Source organism: Pseudomonas sp. S2_H01, from assembly GCF_054668305.1.
In genome coordinates this window covers 1,619,628-1,645,331 of record NZ_CP162756.1, presented here as the reverse complement: position 1 = coordinate 1,645,331, position 25,704 = coordinate 1,619,628, and the positions used below count along the sequence as shown (strand labels likewise).

Genomic DNA, 25,704 nt, shown 5'->3' with positions numbered 1-25,704 from the left:
AGCCGGAGGTTCAGTTTTGCTGATAGCGTTCCGGGTCGCCCGCGTCTATGTCTACCTGCTTGCGCGCCCGTTGCTCGACCCAGTACTCCACCAGCTCTCGCAGTTGAGACAGCTCCACGGGTTTGGACATATGCCCGTCCATGCCTGACTGGCGGGCGCGGTCCTTGTGTTCGGCCAGAATGTGGGCGGTCAGCGCGACCACGGGGGTGCGGGTGCGTTGATTACCCACCTCCCAGGCGCGCAATTGCTGGGTCGCCGAGAAACCGTCGAGAATCGGCATTTCACAATCCATCAGCACCAGGTCGTAGCGCTGGGCTTTCATCGCCCTCAGCGCTTCTTCGCCATTGCTGGCGGTGTCGGGCTGAAGATTGAGTTTGCCCAGCATGCCGCGAATCACCTTGGTAGAGATGCTGTTGTCTTCTGCAACGAGTATGCGGAAGTCGGTGGGCACGTCGACCTCGAGGTTGACGACAGGCGAGGGTGGAAACGGTGCCTGGCCTTTATTGCGCTGATTGAGTTCGTCGGCCAGCGTGGTTTTCAGGGTGTAACCGGCCACAGGTTTGGCAAGAATGCGTTTGACCCCGGCATTGCGTGCGATGACCTTGCTCGGCGCATTGCTGATGCCGGTGAGCATGATCAGCAGAATGTCGTGGTTGAGGCTTGGGTCTTCCTTGATCTTGGCGGCCAGCTGCATGCCGGTCATGCCGGGCATGTTCTGGTCGAGCAACACGATGTCGAAGTAATCGCGCAGGTGCGCTTTGGTGCGCAGCAGGGCCAGGGCTTCTTTGCCTGACGGCACTGCGCTGACGTTCAAACCCCAGGCGCTGCATTGCTGGACAAGCACCTTGCGGCACGTGTCGTTGTCGTCCACCACGAGCACGCGCGCGCCTTTGAGCGGGCTGTCGAGGTCGGCAGGGGGTTGTTCCAGTCGCTCAGCGTCCAGCGGCAGGCTCAGCCACAAGGTGCTGCCCTGATTGCTGCCACTCTGAATACCGAATTCGCCGTTCATCAACAGGATCAGCTGGCGTGCAATCACCAGCCCCAAGTGGCCGCCGACCTTGCTCGCCGCCAGGAAGTTCTTGCTGTGCAGTTCAGCATGCAGCAAGGCATCACGCTCTTTGGGCGTGAGTGGAGTACCGCTGTCCTGAACGGCGATGCGCAAACGTGGTTTTCCTCCGCGGGAATCGAGGGCGACCACCAGCAAGATCTCGCCCTCGTCGGTCTTTTTTAATGCGTTTTCCAGCAGGCTGAGCAGTGTCTGTCGCAGGCGGGTCGGGTCGCCACTGATCACCCGCGGGACCTGCGGCTGAATGAAACTGATCAGCTCGACGCTCTGCTGTTCGGCCTTCGCGCGGAAAATGCTGAGGCAATCTTCGATCATGGCGTTGAGGTCGAACTGCACGTCATCCAGTTCGATCTGCCCGGACTCGAGCTTGGTGATGTCGAGGATTTCGTTGATCAACGTCAGCAGCTCATTGCCAGCGCTGTGAATCGTCTGCACGTAGTCGCGTTGTTTGACCGACAACGGTGTGCCCAGCAATAACTCGGTCATGCCGAGCACGCCGTTCATGGGTGTACGGATCTCGTGGCTGATTTTCGCCAGGAATTCAGCTTTGGCGTTGATCTCGGCAGTGCTCGCCGCGAGCTCCCGACTGATGCTGAAGTTGTCTTCGGTGATGCTGCGATGGCGCTCGCTCAGCGCGATGCTCATCAGCAGACCACACAGGCAGAACATGCCCATTACCGCGATGATCAGGGTCTGCGCAGCGATGGTCGTCAGCCAGAGCATGGCCGGCAGGATCACCAGATTGCCCAGGTTGAACACAATCATCGCGATGACGAACGGACGTGCGGGCGCATAGCCTTTTTGCAGGTGATAGATCGACACCAGCGTGATCGTGAGCGTGGTGAGGGCCACCAGCAGGAAGGTCAGAAGATTCAGCGGCAGCGTGTCGACGAACAACACCAGCAAACCGCCGAAGCCGACGACCAACAACACGCTCATCAGCAATCGGTTCAACGCTTCAACGCCGCGCTGGACGAAGAAACAATAGGCGTACATCAGGCCCGTGGCGGCCGCGAGCAGGAGGGCAAGGTGAGCGCTGGGGGTCTGTGCCAGATGCCAGTGCGGCAACCAGGGTGCCTGCAGGTTGAGCAGCAACAGGGCGCTCAGGCCCAGAAAACCTTCGCAGGCTGCGAGCCACAAACTGCTGACCGAGCGCGATTGGGCGAAGCGTGTGATGTTCTGCACGATCAACATGATCAGCGAGCCGAAGAACAGCCCGAGTAACAGCGGCCGGCGTTCGTCAGCAGCGCTTGCCACCGCAGCTTCCAGCGAAATGTTGGGCCGTAGTTCCTGTTCGGACTTCAGACGCAGGTAGAGGTCCAGCGGCTTGTCGCTCTGTGGAACCGGCAACAGAAAGTCGATGGAGGGTAACGGTTGAGCGGAACGTGGGACTTTGTTGCCGGAGCGTGAGTGATCGATCAGGGTATCGCCGTCGAGCACATACATGTCAACGGTGGCCAGATCCGGGGCGAAGATACGCACCAGTTGTTCGTGGTCGGTGGGTGGCAGGAGGTAGTGCAGCCACAGCGCCGAGTCACGGCGGGTGGCGCGAACCTGGTCAAGTTCGACCGGGCTGAACTGGGAGTCGTAATGCGCAGAGCGGATGTCGCTGAGTTGCAGGTTGGCCTGATCGTCGACAAGGGTCGACCATCCTGCGCTGACCTCGGCGGATGCCGTTGGGACACAGAGCAGGGTCATCATGGCGATGATCAAACAAGTGGCAATCCTGAGCCAGCGCACGGCGAAATCCCTTCGTGAATGAAGCCAGTTGACTCTGGGGCGGCACTGGATCATCAGCCGGTTCTCCCAAAGGAGAACCGGCTGGCGCCAGACTTACTCCAGATGTTCGCCGCGTTCCCGGGCAATGGCGCGATAGCCAATGTCCTTGCGGTAAAAACAGCCTTTCCAGTCAATCTTTGCAGCCAGTTCGTACGCCTGCTTCTGGGCCTCGCCTACGCTGTCACCCAGCGCGGTCGCGCACAGAACGCGGCCACCGGACGTCACCACTTGGCCGTCACTGAGCGCCGTACCGGCGTGGAACACCTTGCCCGGCAATGCGGCAGCGGCATCCAGGCCGTTGATCGCGTCGCCTTTGGCGTAATCGGCAGGATAACCGCCTGCCGCCAACACGATGCCCAGGCTCGGACGTGGGTCCCATTGAGCCTCGACTTTATCCAGAGCTTGCGCCAATGCAGCCTCGACCAGCAAGACCAGACTCGATTGCAGACGCAGCATGACCGGCTGGGTTTCCGGATCGCCGAAGCGGCAGTTGAACTCGATGACCTTCGGGTTTCCGGCCTTGTCGATCATGAGACCAGCATAGAGGAAGCCGGTGTAAACGTTACCTTCGTCTGCCATGCCTCTGACAGTCGGCCAGATCACCTGATCCATCACGCGCTGGTGAACCTCGGCGGTGACCACCGGAGCAGGCGAGTAGGCGCCCATGCCGCCGGTGTTCGGACCGCTGTCGCCATCGCCCACGCGCTTGTGGTCCTGGCTGGTGGCCATTGGCAGCACGTTCTTGCCGTCGACCATGACGATAAAGCTGGCTTCTTCGCCGTCTAGGAACTCTTCGATGACGACGCGCGAACCCGCGTCGCCGAAGGTGTTGCCTGCGAGCATGTCGCGCACGGCTTCTTCGGCTTCTTCCAGGGTCATGGCGACGATGACGCCTTTACCGGCTGCCAGTCCATCGGCCTTGATCACGATCGGTGCGCCTTTTTCGCGCAGGTAAGCCAGCGCAGGTTCGATCTCGGTGAAGTTCTGGTAATCGGCGGTCGGGATCTTGTGACGCGCCAGGAAGTCCTTGGTGAAGGCTTTCGAACCTTCCAGCTGTGCAGCGCCCTTGGTCGGACCGAAGCAGTCCAGACCACGGGAGCGGAACAGATCGACCACGCCGGCGACCAGCGGAACTTCCGGGCCGACGATGGTGAGCGAAACGTTCTTCTCGGCAAAGTCAGCCAGTTGCTCAAGCGCCAGGACGTCGATGGCGACGTTCTCGCATTTGGCTTCGATGGCCGTACCCGCGTTGCCCGGCGCAACGAAAACCTTCTGGACGCGCGGATCCTGCGCAACCTTCCAGGCCAGAGCGTGTTCACGGCCACCGCTGCCGATGATGAGTACGTTCATGTTTTCAAACCTCGATGACGCTAATTCTGTGTGGGGCATACGCCGAGTTGTCGACGCAATGCCTGTCCATGTAGGAGCGCGCTTGCCCGCGATTCAGTCACCGCGGTGTTTCAATTGCACCGCGTCGTGGCCATCGCGGGCAAGCGCGCTCCTACAAGGTCTGTGTCGAATCTATCAGTGACGGAAATGGCGCATGCCCGTGAAGACCATGGCGATACCGGCTTCGTCGGCCGCTGCAATCACTTCGTTGTCGCGCATCGAGCCGCCTGGCTGGATCACTGCCGTGATACCCACCTTGGCGGCGTTGTCGATGCCGTCACGGAACGGGAAGAACGCGTCCGACGCCATGACCGCGCCCTGCACCTGCAGGCCTGCATGCTCGGCCTTGATGGCCGCGATGCGTGCGGAGTTCACGCGGCTCATCTGACCGGCGCCGACACCGATGGTCTGACGGTTCTTGGCGTAGACGATGGCGTTGGACTTAACGTATTTGGCGACTTTCCAGGCGAAGATCAGGTCATGGATTTCCTGCTCGCTCGGCGCGCGTTTGGTCACGACTTTCAGGTCGTCGGCGGTGATCATGCCGATGTCACGGCTCTGCACCAGCAGGCCGCCATTGACGCGCTTGTAATCCCATGCCGCTGCACGATCAGTCGCCCACTGGCCGCTGGTCAGCAAGCGAACGTTGGCTTTGCTGGCGACGATGGCCTGGGCTTCGGCGCTGACGCTTGGCGCAATGATCACTTCGACGAACTGGCGCTCGACGATGGCCTTGGCGGTCTCGGCGTCCAGTTCACGGTTGAAGGCAATGATGCCGCCGAAGGCCGACTCGCTGTCGGTGGCATAGGCCAGCTCGTACGCCTGACGAATGCCGCCTTCGGCATCCGGGCTGACCGCTACGCCGCACGGGTTGGCGTGCTTGACGATGACGCAGGCCGGTTTGACGAAGCTCTTCACGCATTCCAGTGCAGCGTCGGTGTCCGCGACGTTGTTGTAGGAAAGTTCTTTGCCCTGCAATTGGGTTGCGGTGGCGATGCCGACTTCGGCGGGTTTGGCTTCAACATAGAACGCCGCGCTCTGGTGCGGGTTCTCGCCGTAGCGCATTTCCTGAGCCTTGATGAACTGGGTGTTGAAGGTGCGCGGGAATTCGCTGCGGCCTTCGGTCGACAGAGTTTCGGCGCTCTGGTCGACGCTGCCCAGGTAGTTGGCGATCATGCCGTCGTAGGCGGCCGTGTGTTCAAACGCCTTGAGCATCAGGTCGAAACGCTGCGCGTAGGTCAGACCACCCGCCTTGAGGCTTTCCAGCACTTGGCTGTAGTCGCTCGCGTTGACCACGATAGCGACGTCTTTATGGTTTTTTGCGGCCGAACGGACCATGGTCGGGCCGCCGATGTCGATGTTTTCGATGGCGGTCGGCAGGTCGCAGCCCGGCTTGGAAACCGTGGCTTCGAACGGATAAAGATTCACCGCTACCAGGTCGATCGGCTTGATGCCGTGCTCGGCCATGATGGCATCGTCGGTACCACGACGGCCCAGGATGCCACCGTGGATTTTCGGGTGAAGGGTCTTGACGCGACCGTCCATCATTTCTGCAAAGCCGGTGTAATCCGCGACTTCTACCGCTGCGACGCCGTTGTCCTTGAGCAGCTTGAAGGTGCCGCCCGTGGAGAGGATCTCGACGCCCAGGGCTTCGAGTTCACGGGCGAATTCAAGGATCCCGGTCTTGTCGGAAACGCTGATCAAGGCGCGGCGGATCGGCAGGCGGGTAGTCTGGTCGGTCATCTCAACTTCCATCAAAAGCAAATGAGTTCTACAAAAAAAGCGACCGCATTGAAGTGAGGTCGCTTTTTGTGTTTTGGATGCTTACAGCAGGTCGTACTGCTTGAGTTTCTTGCGCAAGGTGCCACGGTTCAGACCGAGCAGCTCGGACGCCTTCGTCTGGTTGCCCTTGACGTAATTCATCACGCACTCGAGCAACGGCGCCTCGACTTCCGAGAGCACCAGATTGTAGACATCAGTGACGGCAGCACCCTCAAGGTGAGCGAAATAATTGTGCAGCGCCTTTTCGACGCTTCCACGAAGGGTTTGACCCTCTTCGCTTGGCGTATTGAGGTGCTGTTTCAAATTGACGTTGTCGCTCACGGGTGTTGTTCCACTCACTAAAGTCTCTGTCATCATCGTCATGCGGCCACCTCTTGTTCGTTCCCTGCTTCCGGGCTTTTATAGCGTTCGGCAAAGAATTCCCGAACGTTGGCGCACTGTGCTTCCGTATCTTCCAAACGATTGAAATGGGCGCGAAACTCCCTGGCGCCCGGCAAGGTTGCGAGATACCAGCCGACGTGTTTACGAGCGATCCGCACGCCCATAACGTCGCCATAGAACGTGTGAAGCGCGGCCAGATGCTCTAGCAGAATGCGTTCCACTTCACCCAACGCCAGCGCAGGGAGTTTTTCCCCGGTGCGCAGGTAGTGTTCTATCTCGCGAAAAATCCATGGGCGCCCTTGGGCGGCCCGGCCAATCAACAGTCCATCGGCACCGGTCGCGTGCAAGACGTGCCGGGCTTTTTCCGGTGAATCGATGTCGCCGTTGGCGAACACCGGAATCGACACCGCCTGCTTTATTGCAGCGATGGTGTCGTACTCGGCTTCACCGGTGTAGAGATCCGCGCGGGTTCGACCATGTACCGCCAAAGCCTGGATCCCGGCTTGTTCGGCAATTCTGGCGACCGTCAGACCATTTTTGTTCGCCCGGTCCCAGCCGGTGCGAATCTTCAGGGTGACCGGGACGTCGACTGCCGCGACCACCGCGTGCAGGATATCGGTCACCAGCTGTTCATCTTTCAACAGTGCGGAACCAGCAGCCTTGTTGCAGACCTTCTTTGCCGGGCAGCCCATGTTGATATCGATGATCTGTGCGCCAAGTTCGACGTTGGCGCGTGCTGCATCCGCAAGCATCTGCGGATCTCCACCGGCGATCTGTACCGAACGGGGTTCGGGATCACCTTCGTGGATCATGCGTAACCGCGATTTGCGGCTGTTCCACAGGCTCATGTCACTGGTGACCATTTCCGACACCACCAGGCCGGCGCCGAGTTGGCGACAAAGCTGCCGGAAGGGCTGGTCGGTGACGCCCGCCATGGGGGCGAGAATCAAGCCGTTTTGCAATGTGTATGGGCCGATGCGTACCGCCGACATAGGGTGACCTGTTGTGGGGCCGAATCACGAGGTCTGGTCCGAAAAGTGCCACCAATCCAAGTTGGCGCGACGGTTCAGACAGGACCCAGAGTATGAAAAAGGGTGGGCATGATACCCGCTCTCGATGACTGGATAAAGGCTGAATTGGATAAAATCTGAACAGTTGCTTTCTTATCGCGAACGGTTAGGTTCGAGATCGCGCTGTCATAAAACTGTCGTCGGTTTTTCAGCTCCGCTTCGCCGCATTCCAGTGCGGTCCCTGGCGCTCGCCATCCGTCGCGCCCGTCTCGGAGTTTACTCCGGCGAGCGAAAACTCAAACTGTAATTCACGGCCTTCGGGCCGGGGTCGAGAATGTCCAGCGCAATGTGGATAGGCGTCTGGGGCGGCATTTCGTCCTTGCCAGCCAGCTCGCCGCTCAAATATTCGCCGGGCTTGAACCGACGACTGGCAATCAACTGACCACTGGTATCGGCGAAGCGCAACTCCAGCAGCGGGAACGGTTGAGAAAACGAGGCACGGTTATAGATGATGGCATCGACCACCAGCGCGCCCTGAAACTCGGGATGACTGCGGACCACCAGGTTGCTGCTTTTGAGTAACTTGATGTCGACCTTGGACGGCACCTTGCAGCCGACCTGTGGGCAGAGCTCCTGGAACCAGGGACGGTATTGATCCTGACGGGCCAGCTCGTCGAAGTGATACCAGATGTACTGCCCCGCCAGTGCACTCAGCGCAATCAACGCCAGCAGCAGCCAGAGCACGCGGCGGCCCCAGCGCGGCTTGGGCTTTTGCCAGGCCAGTTGCAGCGGGTCGTCCGTCAGGTCCAGCAACGCCCTGTCGCGCAGGGCCGGTTCGCTGCGCTCGCGTTTGCCGTGGGCGTGCGGGCGCTCGTCCTCATCGTCGTCTTGCAGAGCGTGAGCGAGATCGCGGTCGTCATCGTCGTCCAGCGCTGAAAAGCGTTCGGAGGCGCGCGTCTCGTCGGTGTCGGCATCGGCATGGCGCCGATGAACCGGTGGCGGTTCATCGTCGATGTCGTCGGTGTTCAGTGACAGCGAGGGTTCGGTGCGGTGGTCGTCGTCCCGATCCCTTTCCTCGCCAACATGCGGTTCGTCGAGCCCGTCGTGGTCGTCGCGTTCAACAATCACCTCGGCGCGCAATTCCGGCAGGTGGTCGACGTCCTCGTGGCTCAGCCCCTCGTCCCACTGTTCGGTGCTGACGTCGGGATCGTCGCGACGGGCGCTGAAAGACTCGACTTCGTCGTGGTCTCGGGCCTGGCTGGCGCGTCCGAAGGACTCGGGCAGCTGAATCTCGCGCTGTTCAAGGCGGGCGAGCTCCACGTCGAGGTCGTCCAGGTCCAGGCTGTCCATGTCGACGTTACGGGTTTCCCGCTTGACTGGCAGCGGGGCTGGCTCCGCGACCGTTACCGATTGGCTCGCGAGGACGGCAGGTGTTTCCACCGGTCCAGACGCCGGGATCGGCGCGGTTTCGGCGGGCGCAGGCGGTTGCGCGCTGGTTTTCGCGGCCCCGATCCGTTGCTCCAACAGTTGTTTCGCGGCGTTGAACACTTGCAGGCAAGAGCCGCAACGCACCATGCCTCGGGCGACGCTCAACTGGGCGTGGCTGACGCGGAAACTGGTCTGGCAGTGCGGGCACTGGGTGACGAAACTGTCGGTCATGCGGGTATCCGGGGGTTAGCGAGCGCCTGAAGGTGTGTGGTCAGTGGATCAGCGACGACGACCGGTAATCCGCACCCAACCGTCACGGTTGGCGATCGGGTCCAGGTCGAATGTGTCGGCGTAGGCAGCGGCGACTTCATCGCCTTGTTCGGCAAGAATGCCGGACAGTGCAAGGCGCCCACCGGGTTTGACCAGGCTGGCCAGCTGTGGTGCCAGAGAAACCAGAGGCCCTGCGAGAATATTAGCCACCAATACGTCGGCCGGCTCTTTGGGCAGGTCTTCGGGCAGATAGAGCGGGAATTTTTCGGCCGGTACGTGGTTACGCCCCGCATTGTCGCGAGAGGCTTCCAGCGCCTGAACGTCGATATCGGTGCCGACTGCGTGTTTTGCGCCCAGCAGCAGGGCAGCAATGGCAAGGATGCCCGAGCCGCAGCCAAAGTCGAGGACGTTGCAGTCGCTCAAGTCCTGACCGTCCAGCCATTCCAGGCACAGGGCGGTGGTCGGATGAGTGCCGGTGCCGAAGGCCAGGCCTGGATCGAGCAGCAGGTTGACTGCATCCGGTTGCGGAGCTGCGTGCCAGCTTGGCACGATCCACAGACGCTGGCCGAAACGCATGGGCTGGAAGTTGTCCATCCAGCTGCGTTCCCAGTCCTGGTCTTCGATCACTTCGTGCATATGCTCCGGCAGGTCGGTGCCGGTCAGCAGTTTGAGGTGTGCGAGCACCAGGTCGGCGTCGGTGTCGGCCTCGAACAGGGCCAGCAGGTGAGTGTGCGACCACAGCGGCGTGGTGTTGAGTTCAGGTTCGAAGATCGGCTGGTCTTCAGCGTCCATGAATGTCACGGACACGGCGCCGACTTCAAGAAGCGCGTCTTCGTAGGTTTCGGCTTGTTCTGGGCTGATGGCGAGACGGACTTGCAGCCAAGGCATGGCGGATTACCTTCGAATTGAAAAAAGGGACAGGCGGCGTAATGCCACGAAAGACCCGCAAGTTTACGGGGTTCGGGGAGAAACAACAAAGCCGCTCGAAAGCGGCTTTGTTGGTCTGTAGCACTCTATGGGCGGATCAGTGTTTCTCACCGGCCAGTTTGTGTTCCAGGTAGTGAATGTTGACGCCGCCTTTGCAGAAGCCTTCATCGCGGGTCAGATCACGATGCAGCGGGATGTTGGTCTTGATCCCGTCAACCACGATTTCGTCCAGGGCATTGCGCATGCGAGCCATGGCTTCATCGCGGTCCTTGCCCCAGGTGATCAGCTTGCCGATCAGCGAGTCGTAGTTCGGTGGAACCGCATAACCGCTGTACAGGTGCGAATCGACGCGAACGCCGTTGCCGCCTGGTGCGTGGAAATGCTTGACCGTGCCCGGGCTCGGCATGAAGGTTTTCGGGTCTTCGGCGTTGATCCGGCACTCAAGGGCGTGACCGTGGATCTTCACGTCGTCCTGGGTGTACGACAACACATTGCCAGCGGCGATGCTCAGCATCTCCTTGACGATGTCGATGCCGGTGACCATTTCCGAAACCGGGTGCTCAACCTGAACGCGGGTGTTCATTTCGATGAAATAGAACGCGCCGTTTTCGTACAGGAATTCGAACGTACCGGCACCGCGGTAACCGATGTCGATGCAGGCCTTGACGCAACGAGCCAGCACTTCTGCGCGGGCTTTTTCGTCGATACCCGGTGCCGGCGCTTCTTCAAGCACCTTCTGGTGGCGGCGTTGCAGCGAGCAGTCACGGTCGCCCAAGTGGATAGCGTGACCCTGGCCGTCGGACAGTACCTGTACTTCCACGTGACGTGGGTTGGTCAGGAACTTCTCCAGATAGACCATCGGGTTGCCGAAGGCTGCGCCGGCTTCGCTGCGGGTCAGTTTGGCCGAGGAGATCAGATCCTCTTCCTTGTGAACCACGCGCATGCCACGACCACCACCGCCGCCAGCGGCTTTGATGATCACCGGGTAACCGACCTGGCGGCCAATACGCAGCGCTTCTTCTTCGTCTTCCGGCAGCGGGCCGTCGGAGCCTGGAACCGTCGGAACGTTCGCCTTGATCATGGCGTCCTTGGCCGACACCTTGTCGCCCATCAGGCGAATGGTGTCAGCTTTCGGGCCGATAAAAGCAAAACCGGACTTTTCGACCTGCTCGGCGAAATCGGCGTTTTCCGCCAAAAAGCCGTAGCCAGGGTGGATCGCCGTGGCGCCGGTGACTTCGGCCGCCGCGATGATCGCCGGGATGTGCAGGTAGGACTGAGCAGCCGATGCCGGACCGATGCAGACGGATTCGTCGGCCAGACCCAGGTGCATCAGGTCCTTGTCAGCCTTGGAGTAAACGGCGACGGTCTTGATGCCCAGCTCTTTGCAGGCACGCAGGATCCGCAGGGCAATTTCACCGCGGTTGGCGATCAGAACTTTTTCCAACTTCGCAGGTTTCAACATCGTTGGCTCTCCGCGGTTCAAACGATGGTGAACAGCGGCTGGTCATACTCAACCGGCTGGCCGTCTTCGACGAGGATGGACTCGATCACGCCGCTGGTTTCGGCTTCGATGTGGTTCATCATTTTCATCGCTTCGACGATGCAGAGGGTGTCGCCTTTCTTCACGGTCTGGCCGACTTCAGCGAAGGCTGGCGAGGTAGGCGAAGCTTTGCGGTAGAAGGTGCCGACCATTGGCGAACGGGCAACGGTGCCGTTCAGTTTTGCGGCGGCTGGCGCTTCGGCAACAGCAGCGACGGGCGCGGCGGCTGGAGCAGGTGCTGCAGGCGCGGCAACCGGAGCCGGCGCGTAGTACTGCTGTGCTGGAGTCTTGCTGTGACGGCTGATTCGTACGGACTCTTCGCCTTCACGGATTTCCAATTCGTCGATGCCAGACTCTTCCAGCAGTTCGATCAGTTTCTTGACTTTACGGATATCCATTAATCATCAACTCCCAAGGGACGGTCAGGGGTATTCGGTAGCCGGTTCAGGCTGTGTGGCTCAGTGCGAAACTGCGCCGCTCACGCCTTCGAACGGGTGGCCAGTTGTTCCAGGGCAGCCTCCAGGGCCAGTCGGTAACCGCTGGCGCCAAGGCCGCAGATCACGCCTACAGCAACATCTGAAAAGTAGGAGTGATGGCGGAAAGGTTCGCGCTTGTGCACGTTCGAGAGGTGCACTTCGATGAATGGGATGCTCACTCCCAGCAATGCGTCACGTATTGCGACACTTGTGTGAGTAAAAGCAGCCGGATTGATCAGGATGAAGTCCACGCCTTCATCGCGCGCAGCGTGAATGCGATCAATCAATTCGTACTCGGCGTTGCTTTGCAGGTACATCAGATGGTGGCCGGCTTCGCGCGCACGCTTTTCCAGGTCCTGGTTGATATCGGCCAACGTGATCGAGCCATAGATCCCCGGTTCGCGGGTGCCCAGCAGGTTCAGGTTAGGTCCGTGAAGAACCAGAAAAGTCGCCATCGTGTGTTCCTTGTTGTATGCGTTGTCGACGCTCGCCGCGAGTGCGAGGCAGATTGCAGGTGCAAACCGTTGAAGCGCAGCGACTATGCCGGAAACCGCAATGGACTGTCCAGTTACCGACAGTACTCAGCACGATGTCCGATGTTCGCGCAAAGTTTGTGACTCAGAGACTAAATTTGGTCATTTGCTCTAGAAAGCCGCTCTGAGAAGCCTTCAACGTCGATTTCGCCGACGACACGCGCATTTGTCAGCTCGTTCCCGTCTTTTCCGAAAAACAGTAAAGCCGGCGGACCAAACAATTTGTAACGATCCAGCAATGCACGCTGCTCGGGGCTGCTGTCGGTCATGTCGAAGCGAATCAAACGAAACCCCTTGAGCTGGCTGACAATTTTCGGATTGGGCAGTACTTCATGCTCGATGACCTTGCAACTGATGCACCAGTCCGCATACCAGTCGACCAGCACCGGTTTTTCGGCGCTTTTCGATTCCGCGAGGATGCGGTTCAACTCGTTCACCTGTGTCACGGTCTGCCATTCATCTCCCGTTCTCGCCGCGCTTTCACCGGCGATCTGCGCGACCTGTGCGCGGCCCAGCGGTCGTAACGGGTCCGTCTGTCCGCTCAGCGCGCCGTACCAGCAGGAGAGAGCGTAGACCAAGAGAAACAAGCCGAGCAGTTGGGCAAGGCGACCGCGGGTGGTCTTCTCGGTAAATTCCAGTGCGCCGAGAAACACCGCGACGCCGGCCCACAGCAGGCCGATCAGCACTAGCGTGGCCTGGCCCGGAATGACGCGGCTGAGCAATCCGATTGCCAGCGCCAGCAGCAAGACACCGATGGCGTTCTTGACCGTCACCAGCCAAGGGCCGCTTTTCGGCAGCCACGCGGCACCGCCAGTGGCCACGACGACCAGCGGCGCGCCCATGCCCAGACCCAGGGCAAACAATTTCAGGGCGCCCCCCAGTGCATCGCCGCTGGCGCTGATATAAAGCAGCGCGCCGGCCAGGGGCGCGGAAACGCAAGGCGAAACCAGCAGGCTTGAAACCACGCCCAGCACAGCGGCACCCCACAACGAGCCGCCTTGGGTATTGCCCGCGATGCGGTCGAGCCGGTCGTTGAGTGCACAGGGCAGACGCAGCTCGAAGGCGCCGAACATGGCGATGGCGAACACCACGAAGAACAGTGAAAACGGAACCAGCACCCAGGCCGATTGAAGGCGCGCCTGCAAATTGAGGCTGGCGCCGAACAGGCCCATCAGCGCACCGAGCATCGCGAAACAGATCGCCATCGGCAGCACATACGCCAGCGACAGAGAGAAGCCGCGCAACCCGCCAATCTGACCTCGCAGCACCACGCCGGAAAGGATCGGCAGCATGGGCAGCACGCAAGGTGTGAAGGTCAGTCCGACGCCTGCGAGGAAGAACAGCGCCAATTGTTTCCAGCTGAACGGTGTTTTGTTTTGGCCTGTCGTGAGGGGCGCATCTGCCTTCGAAGGCGCGGCACCGCCGATGCTCAATCGCTCGGTTTCAGGCGGATAGCACAGGCCTTTGTCCGCGCAGCCCTGATAGGTCACCACCAGCGTGAAGGGACGGGTGTCGCCGGCTTTGCGGGGAAGGCTGACATCCAGAATGCCGTGATAGACCTCCACGTCGCCGAAGTACTCGTCGTGCTTCTTTTCGCCATCGGGCAGTTGCGCTGCGCCCAGGCCGATATCGGCAGGCTCGGTCCGAAACTGGAAGCGATGGCGGTACAGGTAATAGCCTTCGGTGGCGACGAACTGCAATTTGATCGACTCGGGCGAGGTGTCGATCAGGTTCAGTTGAAAGGCCTGACGAACCGGCAGGAAATCCTTGCTGTTGTCGATGGCTGCACCGCCCAGTGTGGAAGCGGGCCGGCTGTCCAGCAGGCTCGCGCTGAAGGCGGGCAGGGCGAAGGTCAGCAGTAACAGACAAAGCAGGCGGCGCATGGCGGTCTCGCATCACAAAGGTCCGCGCATGATAGCGGAGTGTTTGCGCAGGTGCAGGGTGGCGGGGAGAAGGAAGCGTGTCAGTACGGTCTGGGCGTTGGGTCGCACGCATCGCGGGCAAGCGCGCTCCTACAGGGACGGGTAGTGATTCTGGTCAGCAGCACACGCAGTCCACTGTAGGAGCGCGCTTGCCCGCGAAAACGATCGATCAGTCACCGTCGCAGTGTCAGGTCGAGCGCAGGCCTGGACTAGCTGATGTCCATGGTCGGGTGCTTCTTCGCCTGCATCATCTCGTCTCGCAACGTATGCACCTGATTACGCCCGGCCTTCTTCGCACGGTACAGCGCATCGTCTGCCTGTGATGCCATCATGAGCGCATCGTCGTGTTCGCCCAGCTCGACCACACCGGCGCTGAACGTGCAGAACAGATCGGTCGGTTGTGCCGGGTAATGTATCTCGGCGAAGCGCCGACGGATTTCGTCGAGCACCCCGTAGGCCGATTTCAGGTCGGTGTCGGGCATGACCACCGCAAACTCTTCACCGCCGTAACGCCCGATGTAGTCGGTCTTGCGCAGGCGCTGTTTCAGAAACAACGCCAGGCTCTTGATCACCCGGTCGCCCATGGGGTGACCGTGGCCGTCGTTGACCTTCTTGAAGTGGTCGATGTCCAGCATCGCAAAGCTCAGCGGCTTGTTCTCGCGACGTGCGCGGAAACTGCAATCTTCGAGCAATTGCAGAATGTGCGTGTGGTTATAAAGCCCGGTGAGGCTGTCGCGGACCATGCGCGCCTTGAGGTTGCGCGCTCGTGCGGCACGGTTGCGCACGGTGGTGATCAGGTGCCGTGGCTTGATCGGCTTGGTGAGGAAGTCGTCGCCGCCTTCGCTCATCGCGTCCAGCTGTTTATCCAGGTCGTCTTCGGCCGAGAGGTAGATGATCGGCACGCTGACGTAACGGTCGTTGTGGCGAATCACCTTCGCCAGCTCGGTGCCGGTGCAGCCTGGCATGTACATGTCGAGAATGATCAGGTCCGGCTGAAAGTCCGCCAGCTCGGCCATGGTCTTGATCGGATCGAACAGTGTTCGCGTGACGATGCCTGCGCTGTTGAGCAAACGCTCGGTGTGCGTGGCCTGCGCGCGCGAGTCGTCGATGATCAGCACTTTATACGGTTCGTATTGTGCGACCCGCGTGAGAATCTCGATCTTCTCCAGCAGGCTGGAGGCCTCCAGCGTGCCGGTCAGGAACTCTTCGCCGCCAGCGCGCACGGCGGCCAGCCGCGTGGGCGTGTCCGTTTCCTGATGACTGAAGAACAGCAGCGGCAGCTTCTGCTCCAGGCCTTCCTGCATCTTGGCCGCCAGTTTCAGCCCCTCGCCGACGCCGCCAAAATCCACGTCCATCACTACCGCAGCCGGCAACCGCTCGGCCAGCGTCGCGTGAAACGCCTGAATGCTGTCGAGCGACTGCGCACTCAATCCGAAGAATTCCAGTTGCTTGGCCAATCGCTCCCCACGCTCATGATCCTGAAGCATCACGTAGATGGGTTTGCGCAGCGGCGGCAGTGCGGTGTGTTCCAGCCGATCGCCATGGCGCAAGCCGGTGCGCGACAGGCGCTGCATCAGGCGGTTGAGATCAGTGATCAACGCGCTGCTCAAGCGACCCCGGTTGGCTTCCACTTCCTGCAGGGACTGACTGATGCCGCGCGCCAGTTGGGCATGCTCGGCCTGTTCGAAGCGCTCGGCGAAACGCAGCAACCGCTGATTGGCCTCACTGAGTTCCTCCATATCGGCAACCGACCATTCGCTCTGCTGCAGGCGCTGCCATACCTCCAGTATCTGACGTGCCTGGTGAATGACGCGCTGAGCGAAATGGTGCTTGAGGCGGTCGCGGCTCGGATCTTCTGCTTCGGTCATGTCCTGACTACTTATAGGGGAAACCCTGATACAAATGCTGGCGCTATGCTAGCACTAGTTTCAGGAGACGAGTGCACCGCAAGTCATTTTGTTGTCATTTTTTCTGGGTTTTAGGCGTCAAATTTCCATCTTTTCAACACGATAGGTCGCATTGCTCGACAGAAATTTGATCAGGGGTTGGGTGACTGCCCAGTCAGGTAATGCCTGATGCGATGCCCTCCGTTTGGGCACGTTGCGCGGGGGCGTCTGCGCACCCCGTTGCTCCATGACGCCCACAGGCCTGTCGATTACGCAAATGGACCTTCCCCCGCGTTCCTGCCAAACGCACCTTGCTGTAAGGTTGCGGTCCTAAGCACTGAATTCCGCGATTGAAAGGACAAGGCCATGCTGGATTGGAAGAAGCGCTCGGGCACTGCGGGCGGGGGTGAGCGTGTTGATGAGAAGCCGGTAGGCAAGGCGCCTCGGGGTTATTGGGGCGGTCTGTTCTTCAGCCGCGCCGTGGGGGCCGTGGTCGGCATCTATCTGGTCGTCACCGTGGTGCTGGGCATCTGGTGGAGCAGCGAGCCTGCTCTGTTTCCTGTTCAGCAACAGGCTCAGGCCGCCGCCGAGCGTGAAGGCAAGCCGATGGTGATCGGCTACACCACCGTCGAGACGCTCAAGACCGTCGCATCGACCCTGCTCGACAAGCCGGGCGGCTACATTTCCAACGATCGTTTCCCGCCGGGTCTCTGGCTCGATAACACGCCAAGCTGGGAATACGGCGTGCTGGTCCAGGTCCGTGATTTGAGCCGCGCGCTGCGCAAAGACTTCGCCCGTTCGCAATCGCAATCGGCCGAAGATGGCGATCTGGCGCGCGCCGAGCCGTTGTTCAACTTCGACAACAAGAGCTGGATTCTGCCTTCGAGCGAGTCCCAATACCGTGATGGTATCGCCGCGCTGAGCCGTTATCAGGCGCGCTTGTCCGATCCGAATCAGAAAGGCGCCTTGTTCTACACCCGCGCCGACAACCTGAACAACTGGCTGGGCGATGTCGGCACCCGTCTGGGTTCGCTGTCTCAGCGTCTGTCTGCCAGCGTGGGTCGCGTCAAGCTCAACAGCACGCTGAAAACCGAGGCGCAGTCCACGGTGACCGTGAAGCCGGGCGAAGTGCCGCAGGTTGACGAAGAAATCGTCGAAACCCCATGGATGCAGATCGATAACGTCTTCTATGAGGCGCGTGGTCAGGCGTGGGCGCTGTCGCATTTGCTGCGTGCCATTGAGGTCGACTTCGCTGATGTGTTGGCGAAAAAGAACGCCACCGTCAGCGTGCGTCAGATCATTCGTGAGCTGGAGGCGTCGCAGGAACCTATGTGGAGCCCGGTGATTCTCAACGGCAGCCCGTTCGGTGTGTTCGCCAACCACTCACTGGTCATGGCCAACTACCTGTCGCGCGCCAACGCTGCGGTCATCGACTTGCGCCAGCTGTTGTCCCAGGGTTGATCGATGTCCGTCTCTGAGAAAGAAGTCGCGCACCGCGCGGCTTCCGATGCCGAACTCATTGCCTGGGTCGATCGTCAGGATCAGCTGCTGGGCTCCTTGCCTCGCGCCGAATTGCGCGAGCGCGGGCTGATCGGCCGTGGCACGTACATCCTTTTGTTCAATTCGGCGGGCGAGTTGTGCGTGCACCGGCGCACGCTCAGCAAGGCGATCTATCCCGGTTACTGGGACGTCGCCGCGGGCGGCATGGTCCAGGCCGATGAGAGTTATGTCGAATCGGCCGCTCGGGAACTGGAAGAGGAACTCGGCGTTACCGGTGTCGAGTTGACTGCCCACGAGCAGTTCTTTTTCGATCAGCCTGACAACCGATTGTGGTGCGCGGTGTTTTCCGCGGTCTGGGACGGACCGTTGAAACTTCAGCCTGAAGAGGTGATTGAAGCGCGCTTCATAGCGGTCGGTCAGGTGCTGCGCGAAACCGCCGAAAAGCCTTATTGCCCGGACTCTCTGGCCGCGTTGAAGCGCTATTTGGGCAACGTCGCAAATGTCCCGTAAATTGGCGCATATTTGCACTTAGCATCTACGCTTTTTGCCGTTACACTGCGCGACCTTTTTCACGCTGGACGGCCTTGCCGTTCAGTAGCGCTGCCCCTGCCTGAGTGGGGCTTCGCGGTCGGTGTTCGCCGACCAGACTTTGGTCCTCAAGAAGAGGATTGCCGGTGGCCAAAAAAGCCGCATCCTTCGCCGCCCTCGGTGGCCTGGTATTTTCAACCGACGCTGGACGGCACTGTCCCGAATGCCGTCAGCCCGTCGATGCCTGTATCTGCAAGAAATCCGTTATCCCCGAAGGTGATGGCATTGCCCGTGTTCGCCGCGAAAGCAAAGGTCGCGGCGGCAAGACGGTGACGACCGTTACCGGCGTACCGCTGGCCGAAGATGCACTCAAGGAACTGGCGACTACGCTCAAACGTCGTTGCGGAACCGGTGGTGCACTCAAGGACGGCGTGATCGAGATTCAAGGCGATCATGTCGAGACGCTGCTCGCGGAACTGGTCAAACAGGGCTTCAAGGCGAAAAAGTCGGGCGGTTGAATCGTCCTGTTCAACCCGCCTTGGGTTTCGTTGTCGGTCTGGCACTGGTCTGTAAAAGCAAACTCTGCTGTGCGTTGCGGGTCTACTGCCCCACAGCGAGCTGGCGCCAAACCGTCATTTCCACTCTATACACTGCGCCCAGCCGGTCAGGCCGGGGCTTTATGACTTCTATATAGGGGACTTCGATGTCCGTACGACGCACACGCAAAGACGATGGCAGCCAATGGACCGTGGCAGACAGCCGCAGTGTCTATGGGATTCGTCATTGGGGGGCGGGTTATTTTGCAATCAACGAAGCCGGCCGCGTTGAAGTTCGTCCCAACGGTCCGGGCAGCTCGCCCATCGACCTTTACGAGCAGGTAGACGAGCTGCGCAAGAGCGGTTTGTCCTTGCCACTGCTGGTGCGCTTCCCTGACATCCTGCAAGACCGCGTGCGTCAGTTGACCGGTGCGTTCGACGAAAATATCGAGCGCCTGGAGTACCAGAGCAAATACACCGCGCTGTACCCGATCAAGGTCAACCAGCAAGAAGCGGTGGTGGAAAACATCATTGCCACGCAGGACGTTTCCATTGGGCTGGAAGCCGGTTCCAAGCCTGAGCTGATGGCCGTGCTGGCCTTGGCGCCCAAGGGCGGCACCATCGTCTGCAACGGCTACAAGGACCGCGAGTTCATCCGTCTGGCGCTGATGGGCCAGAAGCTGGGCCACAACGTCTTTATCGTCATCGAGAAAGAATCCGAAGTCGAACTGGTGATCGAAGAGGCCGCTGAGCTCAAGGTCGCGCCGCAAGTGGGTTTGCGCGTGCGTCTGTCGTCGCTGGCGTCGAGCAAGTGGGCTGACACCGGTGGCGAAAAATCCAAATTCGGTCTGTCCGCCGCGCAGCTGTTGTCGGTGGTCGAGCGTTTCACCAACGCGGGCCTGGATCAGGGCATCCGTCTGCTGCACTTCCACATGGGCTCGCAGATCGCAAACCTGGCGGACTACCAGCACGGTTTCAAGGAAGCGATTCGTTACTACGGCGAGTTGCGCAATCTGGGCTTGCCGGTCGATCACATCGACGTCGGTGGTGGCCTGGGTGTCGACTACGACGGTACTCACTCGCGCAACGCCAGCTCCATCAACTACGACATGGACGACTACGCCGGTGTTGTGGTCGGCATGCTCAAGGAGTTCTGTGATGCGCAGGGTCTGCCGCATCCGCACATCTTCTCCGAAAGCGGCCGTTCGCTGACGGCGCATCACGCGATGCTGGTGATCCAGGTCACCGACGTCGAGCGTCACAACGATGAAGTGCCGGAGATCACCGACAAGGAAAACCTGCCGGAAACCCTGCAGTGGCTGATCGATCTGCTGGGGCCGACCGACATCGAGATGGTCACCGAAACCTACTGGCGTGCCACGCACTACATGAGTGACATCGCCTCGCAGTACTCCGATGGCAAGATCACGCTGGCGCAGAAAGCCTTGGGTGAGCAGTGCTATTTCGCGGTCTGCCGTCGCCTGCACAACTCGCTGAAGGCGCGTCAGCGCTCGCACCGTCAGGTGCTGGACGAGCTCAACGACAAGCTGGCCGACAAGTACATCTGCAACTTCTCGGTGTTCCAGAGCCTGCCAGACACCTGGGCGATCGATCAGGTGCTGCCGATCATTCCGTTGCACCGTCTGGATGAGGAGCCGCTGCGTCGTGCCGTGCTGCAAGACCTGACCTGCGACTCCGACGGCAAGATCAACCAGTACGTCGACGAGCAGAGCATCGAAACCAGCCTGCCGGTCCACGCCCTGAACGAAGGCGAAGACTATCTGCTGGGCGTCTTCCTGGTCGGCGCGTATCAGGAAATCCTCGGCGACATGCACAACCTGTTCGGTGACACCGATTCGGTGAACATCTACCAGAATGCCGATGGCAGCGCCTATTCGGCCGGTATCGAGACACACGACACCATCGAAGACATGCTGCGTTACGTGCACTTGTCGCCGGAAGAACTCATGACCCACTACCGGGACAAGGTTGCCAGCGCCAAGATCAGTCCGCGTGAGCGTACTCAGTACCTGGACGCTCTGCGCCTGGGGCTGACGCGGTCTTCCTACCTGTCGTCCTGATCACTGCCGACGCGTAAAGAACGGGCCCCGGACGGGCCCGTTTTTTATTTCTCCTACAGATTGTCCGTGGCCTGCTGTCCGCTTGTGTAGGTCATTTCCTGTTCTGCATTTACCCCCTCTACTTGACGCGCCTTCTCCTCCAGAATCGCCGCCCCGTCTGAATCTTCTGTCGAGGTCGTCCGCCCCATGCACCCGTTCGTCAATGCCCCCCATCTGCTTCTGGAGCTCAATCGTCCCAAGCGGATGCTTGATGTACTGACCTGCAAGGGGGGCGAAACCTATAACCGGCCGTACAGCTTCCAGCTGGAGGTTGTCGTCCCTCTCGGTGCCACGCTGGATGCCCATGAGTTGTTGTTCAGTCCGGCTTTTCTGCACCTGAAAAATGCCCCGTCGGGGATTCATGGGCATATTCAGAGCATCGTGCGCAGTACGACGGAGTTTGTCTTCGGCGACTTGTCGCGGGTGCGGCCCAGGCATTACCTGATCACCCTGGGCCCACGTTTGGGGCTCATGGCGTATCGGCATAACCGACGCATCTTTCAGGACATGACTGCCCAGCAGATCATCACGCAAGTGTTGAGCGAGCACGGCATCGATGACACCGCTTACCTGTGGCAGCGCAAACAACCGTGTCAGGTTCGCGATTATTGTGCTCAGTACAGCGAGAGCGATCTGCAGCTGGTGCAACGGTTGTGCGACGAGGAAAACGTGCACTATCACTTCGAGCACACACGCAATCGGCATGTGGTGGTGTTTACCGACACGCCTGACATCGCCGCCGTCTCGCTGCCCCCGGCAGACGCGGTGGCAGACGACAGTCAGGGTGAGCAGGCACGAACGATGCCTCCGCGTTCGAGCGTGCAGCGGGCGTGTGTCGTCGGCAGGCTGTTCGAGCCGGTCATGCTCGATGCGAGGGAGCGACTCAAGGTCCGCTTTGAATGGGGTAATCAAGGCGACGGTGCACGCTTCAACGAATGCTGGATTCCCGTGGATCCGGCCCTTCGGAGCATCGATGATCCATGGTGGGGCGGGATGGAAGTCATGGTGAGTTTTCGTGACGACAACCCGGATGATCCGTTTGTCACTCACAGGCTATGGGACCCCGACATCAATCCTCTCGTGCAGGGAGCGCCCGCCAGCGCGCCTCCTGGAGGAATCACGGCACGCGTCGACCGGTGTGCGTTTCTGGGCGACTCACAGCAGTTCTCGATTGATGATGAGTTGACCGTGCAGCTGGCCGAGAACAACGAAGTGCAGTTCCAGGTGGGTTCGAGCCAGCTCACCCTCGATGCCGACACCCTGACGCTGACGGGCTCAAGGGTTGTGTTGTCCTCCGCCGCTGATGCGGAAGGTGAGGGAGCAGGAAAGGGGGCTTGAACGCGCATTCAACTATTCTGCTGGCGGGGAGTCGTATCGCTAAGCGGCCATGACTGTCCTGACCGTGGCCAAGAGGACGCGCGATGATCAGAGCAGCACTGAAATGGGTTTTTGTCGGTGGTCTGCTGGGCCTGTTGGTGGGGTGTTCGCCGTTGAAGGTGCTCAATGCCTTAACGCCGGGGAGCACCTTCAGCAGGGTGGCAGACATCAGCTACGGCAGCGATCCGCGTAACAAGCTGGACGTTTACACCCCGACCCACGCGGCAGACGATGCGCCGGTGGTGGTGTTCTTCTACGGCGGCAGCTGGAACAGCGGGTCGCGCAGCGACTACCGTTTCGTCGGCGAAGCGCTGGCGTCCCGTGGGATCGTTGCGGTGCTGGCCGATTACCGGCTTTATCCGCAGGTGCATTACCAAGGGTTTTTGGAGGACAGTGCGCGAGCGGTGGGTTGGACCCGTGAACACATAGGCCAGTATGGCGGCGATGCATCGCGGCTTTACGTGATGGGGCACAGCGCGGGCGGGTACAACGCCGCGATGCTGGCGCTCGATCCCAAGTGGCTGGCCAGTGTCGGCATGAAACCCTCGATGCTGCGTGGCTGGATCGGCCTTGCCGGCCCGTATGACTTTCTGCCCATCGAAAACCCGGACGTGAAGCCGGTGTTCTTCTTTCCGAACTCACCGCCTGATTCACAACCGATCAACCACGTCAGTGCCGCCTCGCCACCCGCGCTGTTGATCGCGGCCACGGACGACACCCTGGTCAACCCGCAACGCAACACAGGTGGCATGGCCCGACGGTTACGTGAAAAAGGCGTGTCGGTGCGTGAACTGTATTTTTCGAAACCCGGTCACGCGACGCTGGTGGCCTCGCTGTCCCGGCCAATGCGCAGCCTGGCACCGGTGCTGGATGAAGTGGTGAGCTTCATTCATGCGCAGGATCAGGCGCGGGTGGCAGCACATGACTTGTAGCGTCGGTACCAAAATGTTCCCGTGCTACGAAAACTTGAAACTGGCTTGGACACAGATTGGAGGGATGACCTCAAGCTTGTCAGCGACGCTGTCTCTGTAGGAGACGTCCGAGGTTACGAGGGCAGCGAATGCGGTGTGTCATTCAGTCTCGATATTACTGACCCGCTGAATTCATCCGAACGCGGCGCGCAGCAAGCTCGCTTGTACGGTGTGCATTTCCTCTATTTGGGGTTTGGTTTGTCCTAACGGCCAAACTGTTCCGCCTTCGGCGGGTTACTTGAAAAGACCCCAAGTAACCAAGGGTCTGCTCCTGGTTGGGCTCCTCCTTCGTCGGAGTTCCTTCTCTCCGGCGACGCTCCGTGGGCCCGCGCTGAACGGACATCCATGTCCTGGCAGCGCTCTCGCGGCATCCATGCCGCTCGGCCCACTCCACGCCGCCTGCGTTCAGCCTGCACCCAAGTCGCGTTTTGTGGTGTCTGGGCTGCTGCGGTATGAAGATCAAAAGCCAGAGCGTGCTTTGCGCTTGTCGGCTCACTAAATTCTCACTGGCCAAACATCAAACTGGTGGGAGTTAGCTTGCTGACGAATGCGGTGGGTCATTCACCCTTGATGAAACTGGCTCACTCCCATCACCAGCAAGCTGATGGTTCCCACGCTCCGCGTGGTAACCCATTCAATGACGCTCTGCGTCATCCGGGATGTGGCGCAGCCTGTCAGGCTTTGCGACCCTCAATAAACGGACAACCATAGAATCTCCCGTGGCCTCCGGCCAGAGGCAGGCCAATGCACGTTGTCACCTAATGTGGAAATGGCCGGATTGCTACTGGCTGAACCACCCACCCGTGCGATTCAACCGTCGGGCGAGGTGCCCCAGCGTTACGGCACGCAGCGCCATGAACAAGAGGAAAACCACCCAAAGCCCATGGTTGCCGAAACTGCTGGCCAGCCATGCGAAGGGTGCCGTGAGCAGGGCGGTGATCACCATGGCATTGCGCATTTCGCGGGCTCGGGTGGCGCCGATGAACAGGCCGTCGAGCAGGTAACTCCATACCGCGACCAGCGGCAGCACCGCCAGATACGGCAGATAGACAAACGCGATGTCGCGGACCGGCTGAATGTTGGTCTGCATCTCGACAAACAGATGCCCTGCGAACAGGAACAGCACGGCAAACGCCACGCTGCAGATCAATGACCAGCCACCGGCCACATTAAGCGAGCGACGCAAGGCATCGCGATCGCGTGCGCCGATCGCATGGCCACACAGCGCTTCCACGGCATGAGCTAGCCCATCGAGCGCGTTGGCCGTAAGCAACAGGCCGTTCAGCAGCAACGCGTTGGCCGCCACGGTGGCATCGCCCAGTCGCGCGCCTTGCACAGTGATCAGGAAGAACACCGATTGCAGCACCAGGCTACGTATGAAGATGTCGCGATTGACGGCCAGCAAGGGGCGCCAGCTCTGCCAGCGTTTGAGCAGTCCCACCGCCAGGTGTCCCGGATAATCGCGCAGCCCTTTGTGGGTCAGTGCCAGCCCCAGCAGAGCACCGATCCATTCGGCCAGGACAGAAGCCCGCGCACTGCCGACGACGCCCCATTCCAAACCGATCACGAACCACAGATTCAGCGCAATGTTCACCAGGTTGGTGGTCAGCAGAATGGCCAGCGGTGCGCGCGCGTTTTGCAGCCCCAGGAACCAGCCGACCAGCGCATAGCTGGCCAACGCCGCCGGAAGACCGAACAGCCGCGTGTGGAAAAAGTCGCGGGTGAGGTCGTTGAGGTCGGGCGAAGGTTGCATCATTTGCAGCGCCAGGTGCTGGAACGGCAGGCCGATCAACCCCAGCAGCACGGCGAAACCCATGGCCAGCAACAATCCCTGCAACAGCACCTGACGCAACGCCGCGCCGTCGTTGCGTCCTGCCGCCTGAGCGGCAAACCCCGTGGTACCCATGCGCAGAAAGCTCATGGCCCATGCCAGAAAGCTGTACAGCGTGCCGCCCACTGCGACCGCGCCCAACTGATGAGCGTGAGGGAGGTGACCGATGACTGTGCTGTCCACCAGGGAAACCAGCGGCACGGAAATGTTCGACAGAATCATCGGCGCCGCCAGCGCCCACACCTGTCGATGGGTGACGCGCTGACGCCAGTCAGTGAGGAAATTAGACATGAACACTCTGGGGAATGGAGGGCATGGGAAGGGCGGCATTGTAGCGGGATACCGGCTTCAGCGCAGGTCGACTGTAGGCGCCGCCTTGCTGGCGAATCCGGCAGATCAGTGACGAAACTATCGGCTGACAAACCGCGTTCGCCAGCAAGCCGGCGCCTGCC

General features: G+C 60.4%; 19 protein-coding genes. 6 read left to right on the top strand and 13 right to left on the bottom strand.

Annotated features, from left to right (window positions below; translation table 11 throughout):
- Window positions 1-10: 10 nt before the first annotated feature.
- From AB4N84_RS07250 to AB4N84_RS07195, 12 genes are all read right to left on the bottom strand, one after another.
- Window positions 11-2,806, bottom strand: coding sequence for a hybrid sensor histidine kinase/response regulator (locus tag AB4N84_RS07250; protein ID WP_460045782.1), 2,796 nt, complete (start codon window positions 2,804-2,806; stop codon window positions 11-13).
- 93 nt (window positions 2,807-2,899) lie between these two features.
- Entirely contained in the window at window positions 2,900-4,195 is a 1,296-nt protein-coding gene (purD, locus tag AB4N84_RS07245) for a phosphoribosylamine--glycine ligase (protein ID WP_460045781.1), read from the bottom strand.
- 174 nt (window positions 4,196-4,369) lie between these two features.
- Complete coding sequence (gene purH / locus AB4N84_RS07240; protein ID WP_460045779.1) at window positions 4,370-5,977, bottom strand: bifunctional phosphoribosylaminoimidazolecarboxamide formyltransferase/IMP cyclohydrolase; 1,608 nt, start codon at window positions 5,975-5,977, stop codon at window positions 4,370-4,372.
- 81 nt (window positions 5,978-6,058) lie between these two features.
- Complete coding sequence (fis, locus tag AB4N84_RS07235) at window positions 6,059-6,379, bottom strand: DNA-binding transcriptional regulator Fis (RefSeq protein WP_007907419.1); 321 nt, start codon at window positions 6,377-6,379, stop codon at window positions 6,059-6,061.
- Window positions 6,376-7,389 carry a tRNA dihydrouridine synthase DusB gene (gene dusB, locus AB4N84_RS07230; RefSeq protein ID WP_460045777.1) on the bottom strand — a complete coding sequence of 338 codons (1,014 nt, stop codon included), beginning with the start codon at window positions 7,387-7,389 and terminating at the stop codon, window positions 6,376-6,378. Before dusB ends, fis begins: the two co-directional genes overlap by 4 nt.
- A gap of 294 nt (window positions 7,390-7,683) precedes the next feature.
- The gene (locus AB4N84_RS07225; RefSeq protein ID WP_460045776.1) at window positions 7,684-9,066 is read right to left on the bottom strand and encodes a DUF3426 domain-containing protein; all 1,383 of its coding nucleotides are present in this window, start codon (window positions 9,064-9,066) and stop codon (window positions 7,684-7,686) included.
- 48 nt (window positions 9,067-9,114) lie between these two features.
- A complete protein-coding gene (prmA, locus tag AB4N84_RS07220) occupies window positions 9,115-9,993 on the bottom strand; it encodes a 50S ribosomal protein L11 methyltransferase (protein WP_074751982.1) in 879 nt (292 codons plus the stop codon).
- 136 nt (window positions 9,994-10,129) lie between these two features.
- Window positions 10,130-11,494, bottom strand: a complete 1,365-nt coding sequence (accC, locus tag AB4N84_RS07215) for an acetyl-CoA carboxylase biotin carboxylase subunit (RefSeq protein WP_074751984.1) — start codon at window positions 11,492-11,494, stop codon at window positions 10,130-10,132.
- A gap of 17 nt (window positions 11,495-11,511) precedes the next feature.
- Window positions 11,512-11,970 carry an acetyl-CoA carboxylase biotin carboxyl carrier protein gene (gene accB / locus AB4N84_RS07210; protein ID WP_074751986.1) on the bottom strand — a complete coding sequence of 153 codons (459 nt, stop codon included), beginning with the start codon at window positions 11,968-11,970 and terminating at the stop codon, window positions 11,512-11,514.
- Between the two features lie 80 nt (window positions 11,971-12,050).
- Entirely contained in the window at window positions 12,051-12,503 is a 453-nt protein-coding gene (gene aroQ / locus AB4N84_RS07205) for a type II 3-dehydroquinate dehydratase (protein ID WP_074751988.1), read from the bottom strand.
- A gap of 170 nt (window positions 12,504-12,673) precedes the next feature.
- Window positions 12,674-14,464, bottom strand: coding sequence for a protein-disulfide reductase DsbD (locus tag AB4N84_RS07200; RefSeq protein WP_460045775.1), 1,791 nt, complete (start codon window positions 14,462-14,464; stop codon window positions 12,674-12,676).
- A 248-nt stretch (window positions 14,465-14,712) separates the two neighbouring features.
- Complete coding sequence (locus tag AB4N84_RS07195; protein WP_074751992.1) at window positions 14,713-16,371, bottom strand: response regulator; 1,659 nt, start codon at window positions 16,369-16,371, stop codon at window positions 14,713-14,715.
- 384 nt (window positions 16,372-16,755) lie between these two features.
- Here AB4N84_RS07195 and AB4N84_RS07190 point away from each other — a divergent pair, with 384 nt between their 5' ends.
- The 6 genes from AB4N84_RS07190 (at window position 16,756) to AB4N84_RS07165 (ending at window position 23,382) form a co-directional block, all read left to right on the top strand.
- The gene (locus AB4N84_RS07190) at window positions 16,756-17,850 is read left to right on the top strand and encodes a DUF2333 family protein (protein ID WP_074751994.1); all 1,095 of its coding nucleotides are present in this window, start codon (window positions 16,756-16,758) and stop codon (window positions 17,848-17,850) included.
- A gap of 3 nt (window positions 17,851-17,853) precedes the next feature.
- On the top strand, window positions 17,854-18,399 hold the full coding sequence (locus AB4N84_RS07185) for an NUDIX hydrolase (protein WP_460045774.1): 546 nt from the start codon (window positions 17,854-17,856) through the stop codon (window positions 18,397-18,399).
- Window positions 18,400-18,563: 164 nt separating this feature from the next.
- A complete protein-coding gene (locus tag AB4N84_RS07180; RefSeq protein ID WP_460045773.1) occupies window positions 18,564-18,935 on the top strand; it encodes a translation initiation factor Sui1 in 372 nt (123 codons plus the stop codon).
- Between the two features lie 185 nt (window positions 18,936-19,120).
- On the top strand, window positions 19,121-21,034 hold the full coding sequence (speA, locus tag AB4N84_RS07175) for an arginine decarboxylase (RefSeq protein ID WP_074751998.1): 1,914 nt from the start codon (window positions 19,121-19,123) through the stop codon (window positions 21,032-21,034).
- Between the two features lie 186 nt (window positions 21,035-21,220).
- Window positions 21,221-22,411, top strand: a complete 1,191-nt coding sequence (locus AB4N84_RS07170) for a contractile injection system protein, VgrG/Pvc8 family (RefSeq protein ID WP_460045771.1) — start codon at window positions 21,221-21,223, stop codon at window positions 22,409-22,411.
- Window positions 22,412-22,494: 83 nt separating this feature from the next.
- Window positions 22,495-23,382, top strand: coding sequence for an alpha/beta hydrolase (locus AB4N84_RS07165; RefSeq protein ID WP_460045770.1), 888 nt, complete (start codon window positions 22,495-22,497; stop codon window positions 23,380-23,382).
- 820 nt (window positions 23,383-24,202) lie between these two features.
- On the opposite strand, the gene AB4N84_RS07160 is transcribed toward AB4N84_RS07165, so the two are convergent.
- Window positions 24,203-25,543, bottom strand: coding sequence for an MATE family efflux transporter (locus AB4N84_RS07160; RefSeq protein ID WP_460045768.1), 1,341 nt, complete (start codon window positions 25,541-25,543; stop codon window positions 24,203-24,205).
- Between the last annotated feature and the right edge of the window lie 161 nt (window positions 25,544-25,704).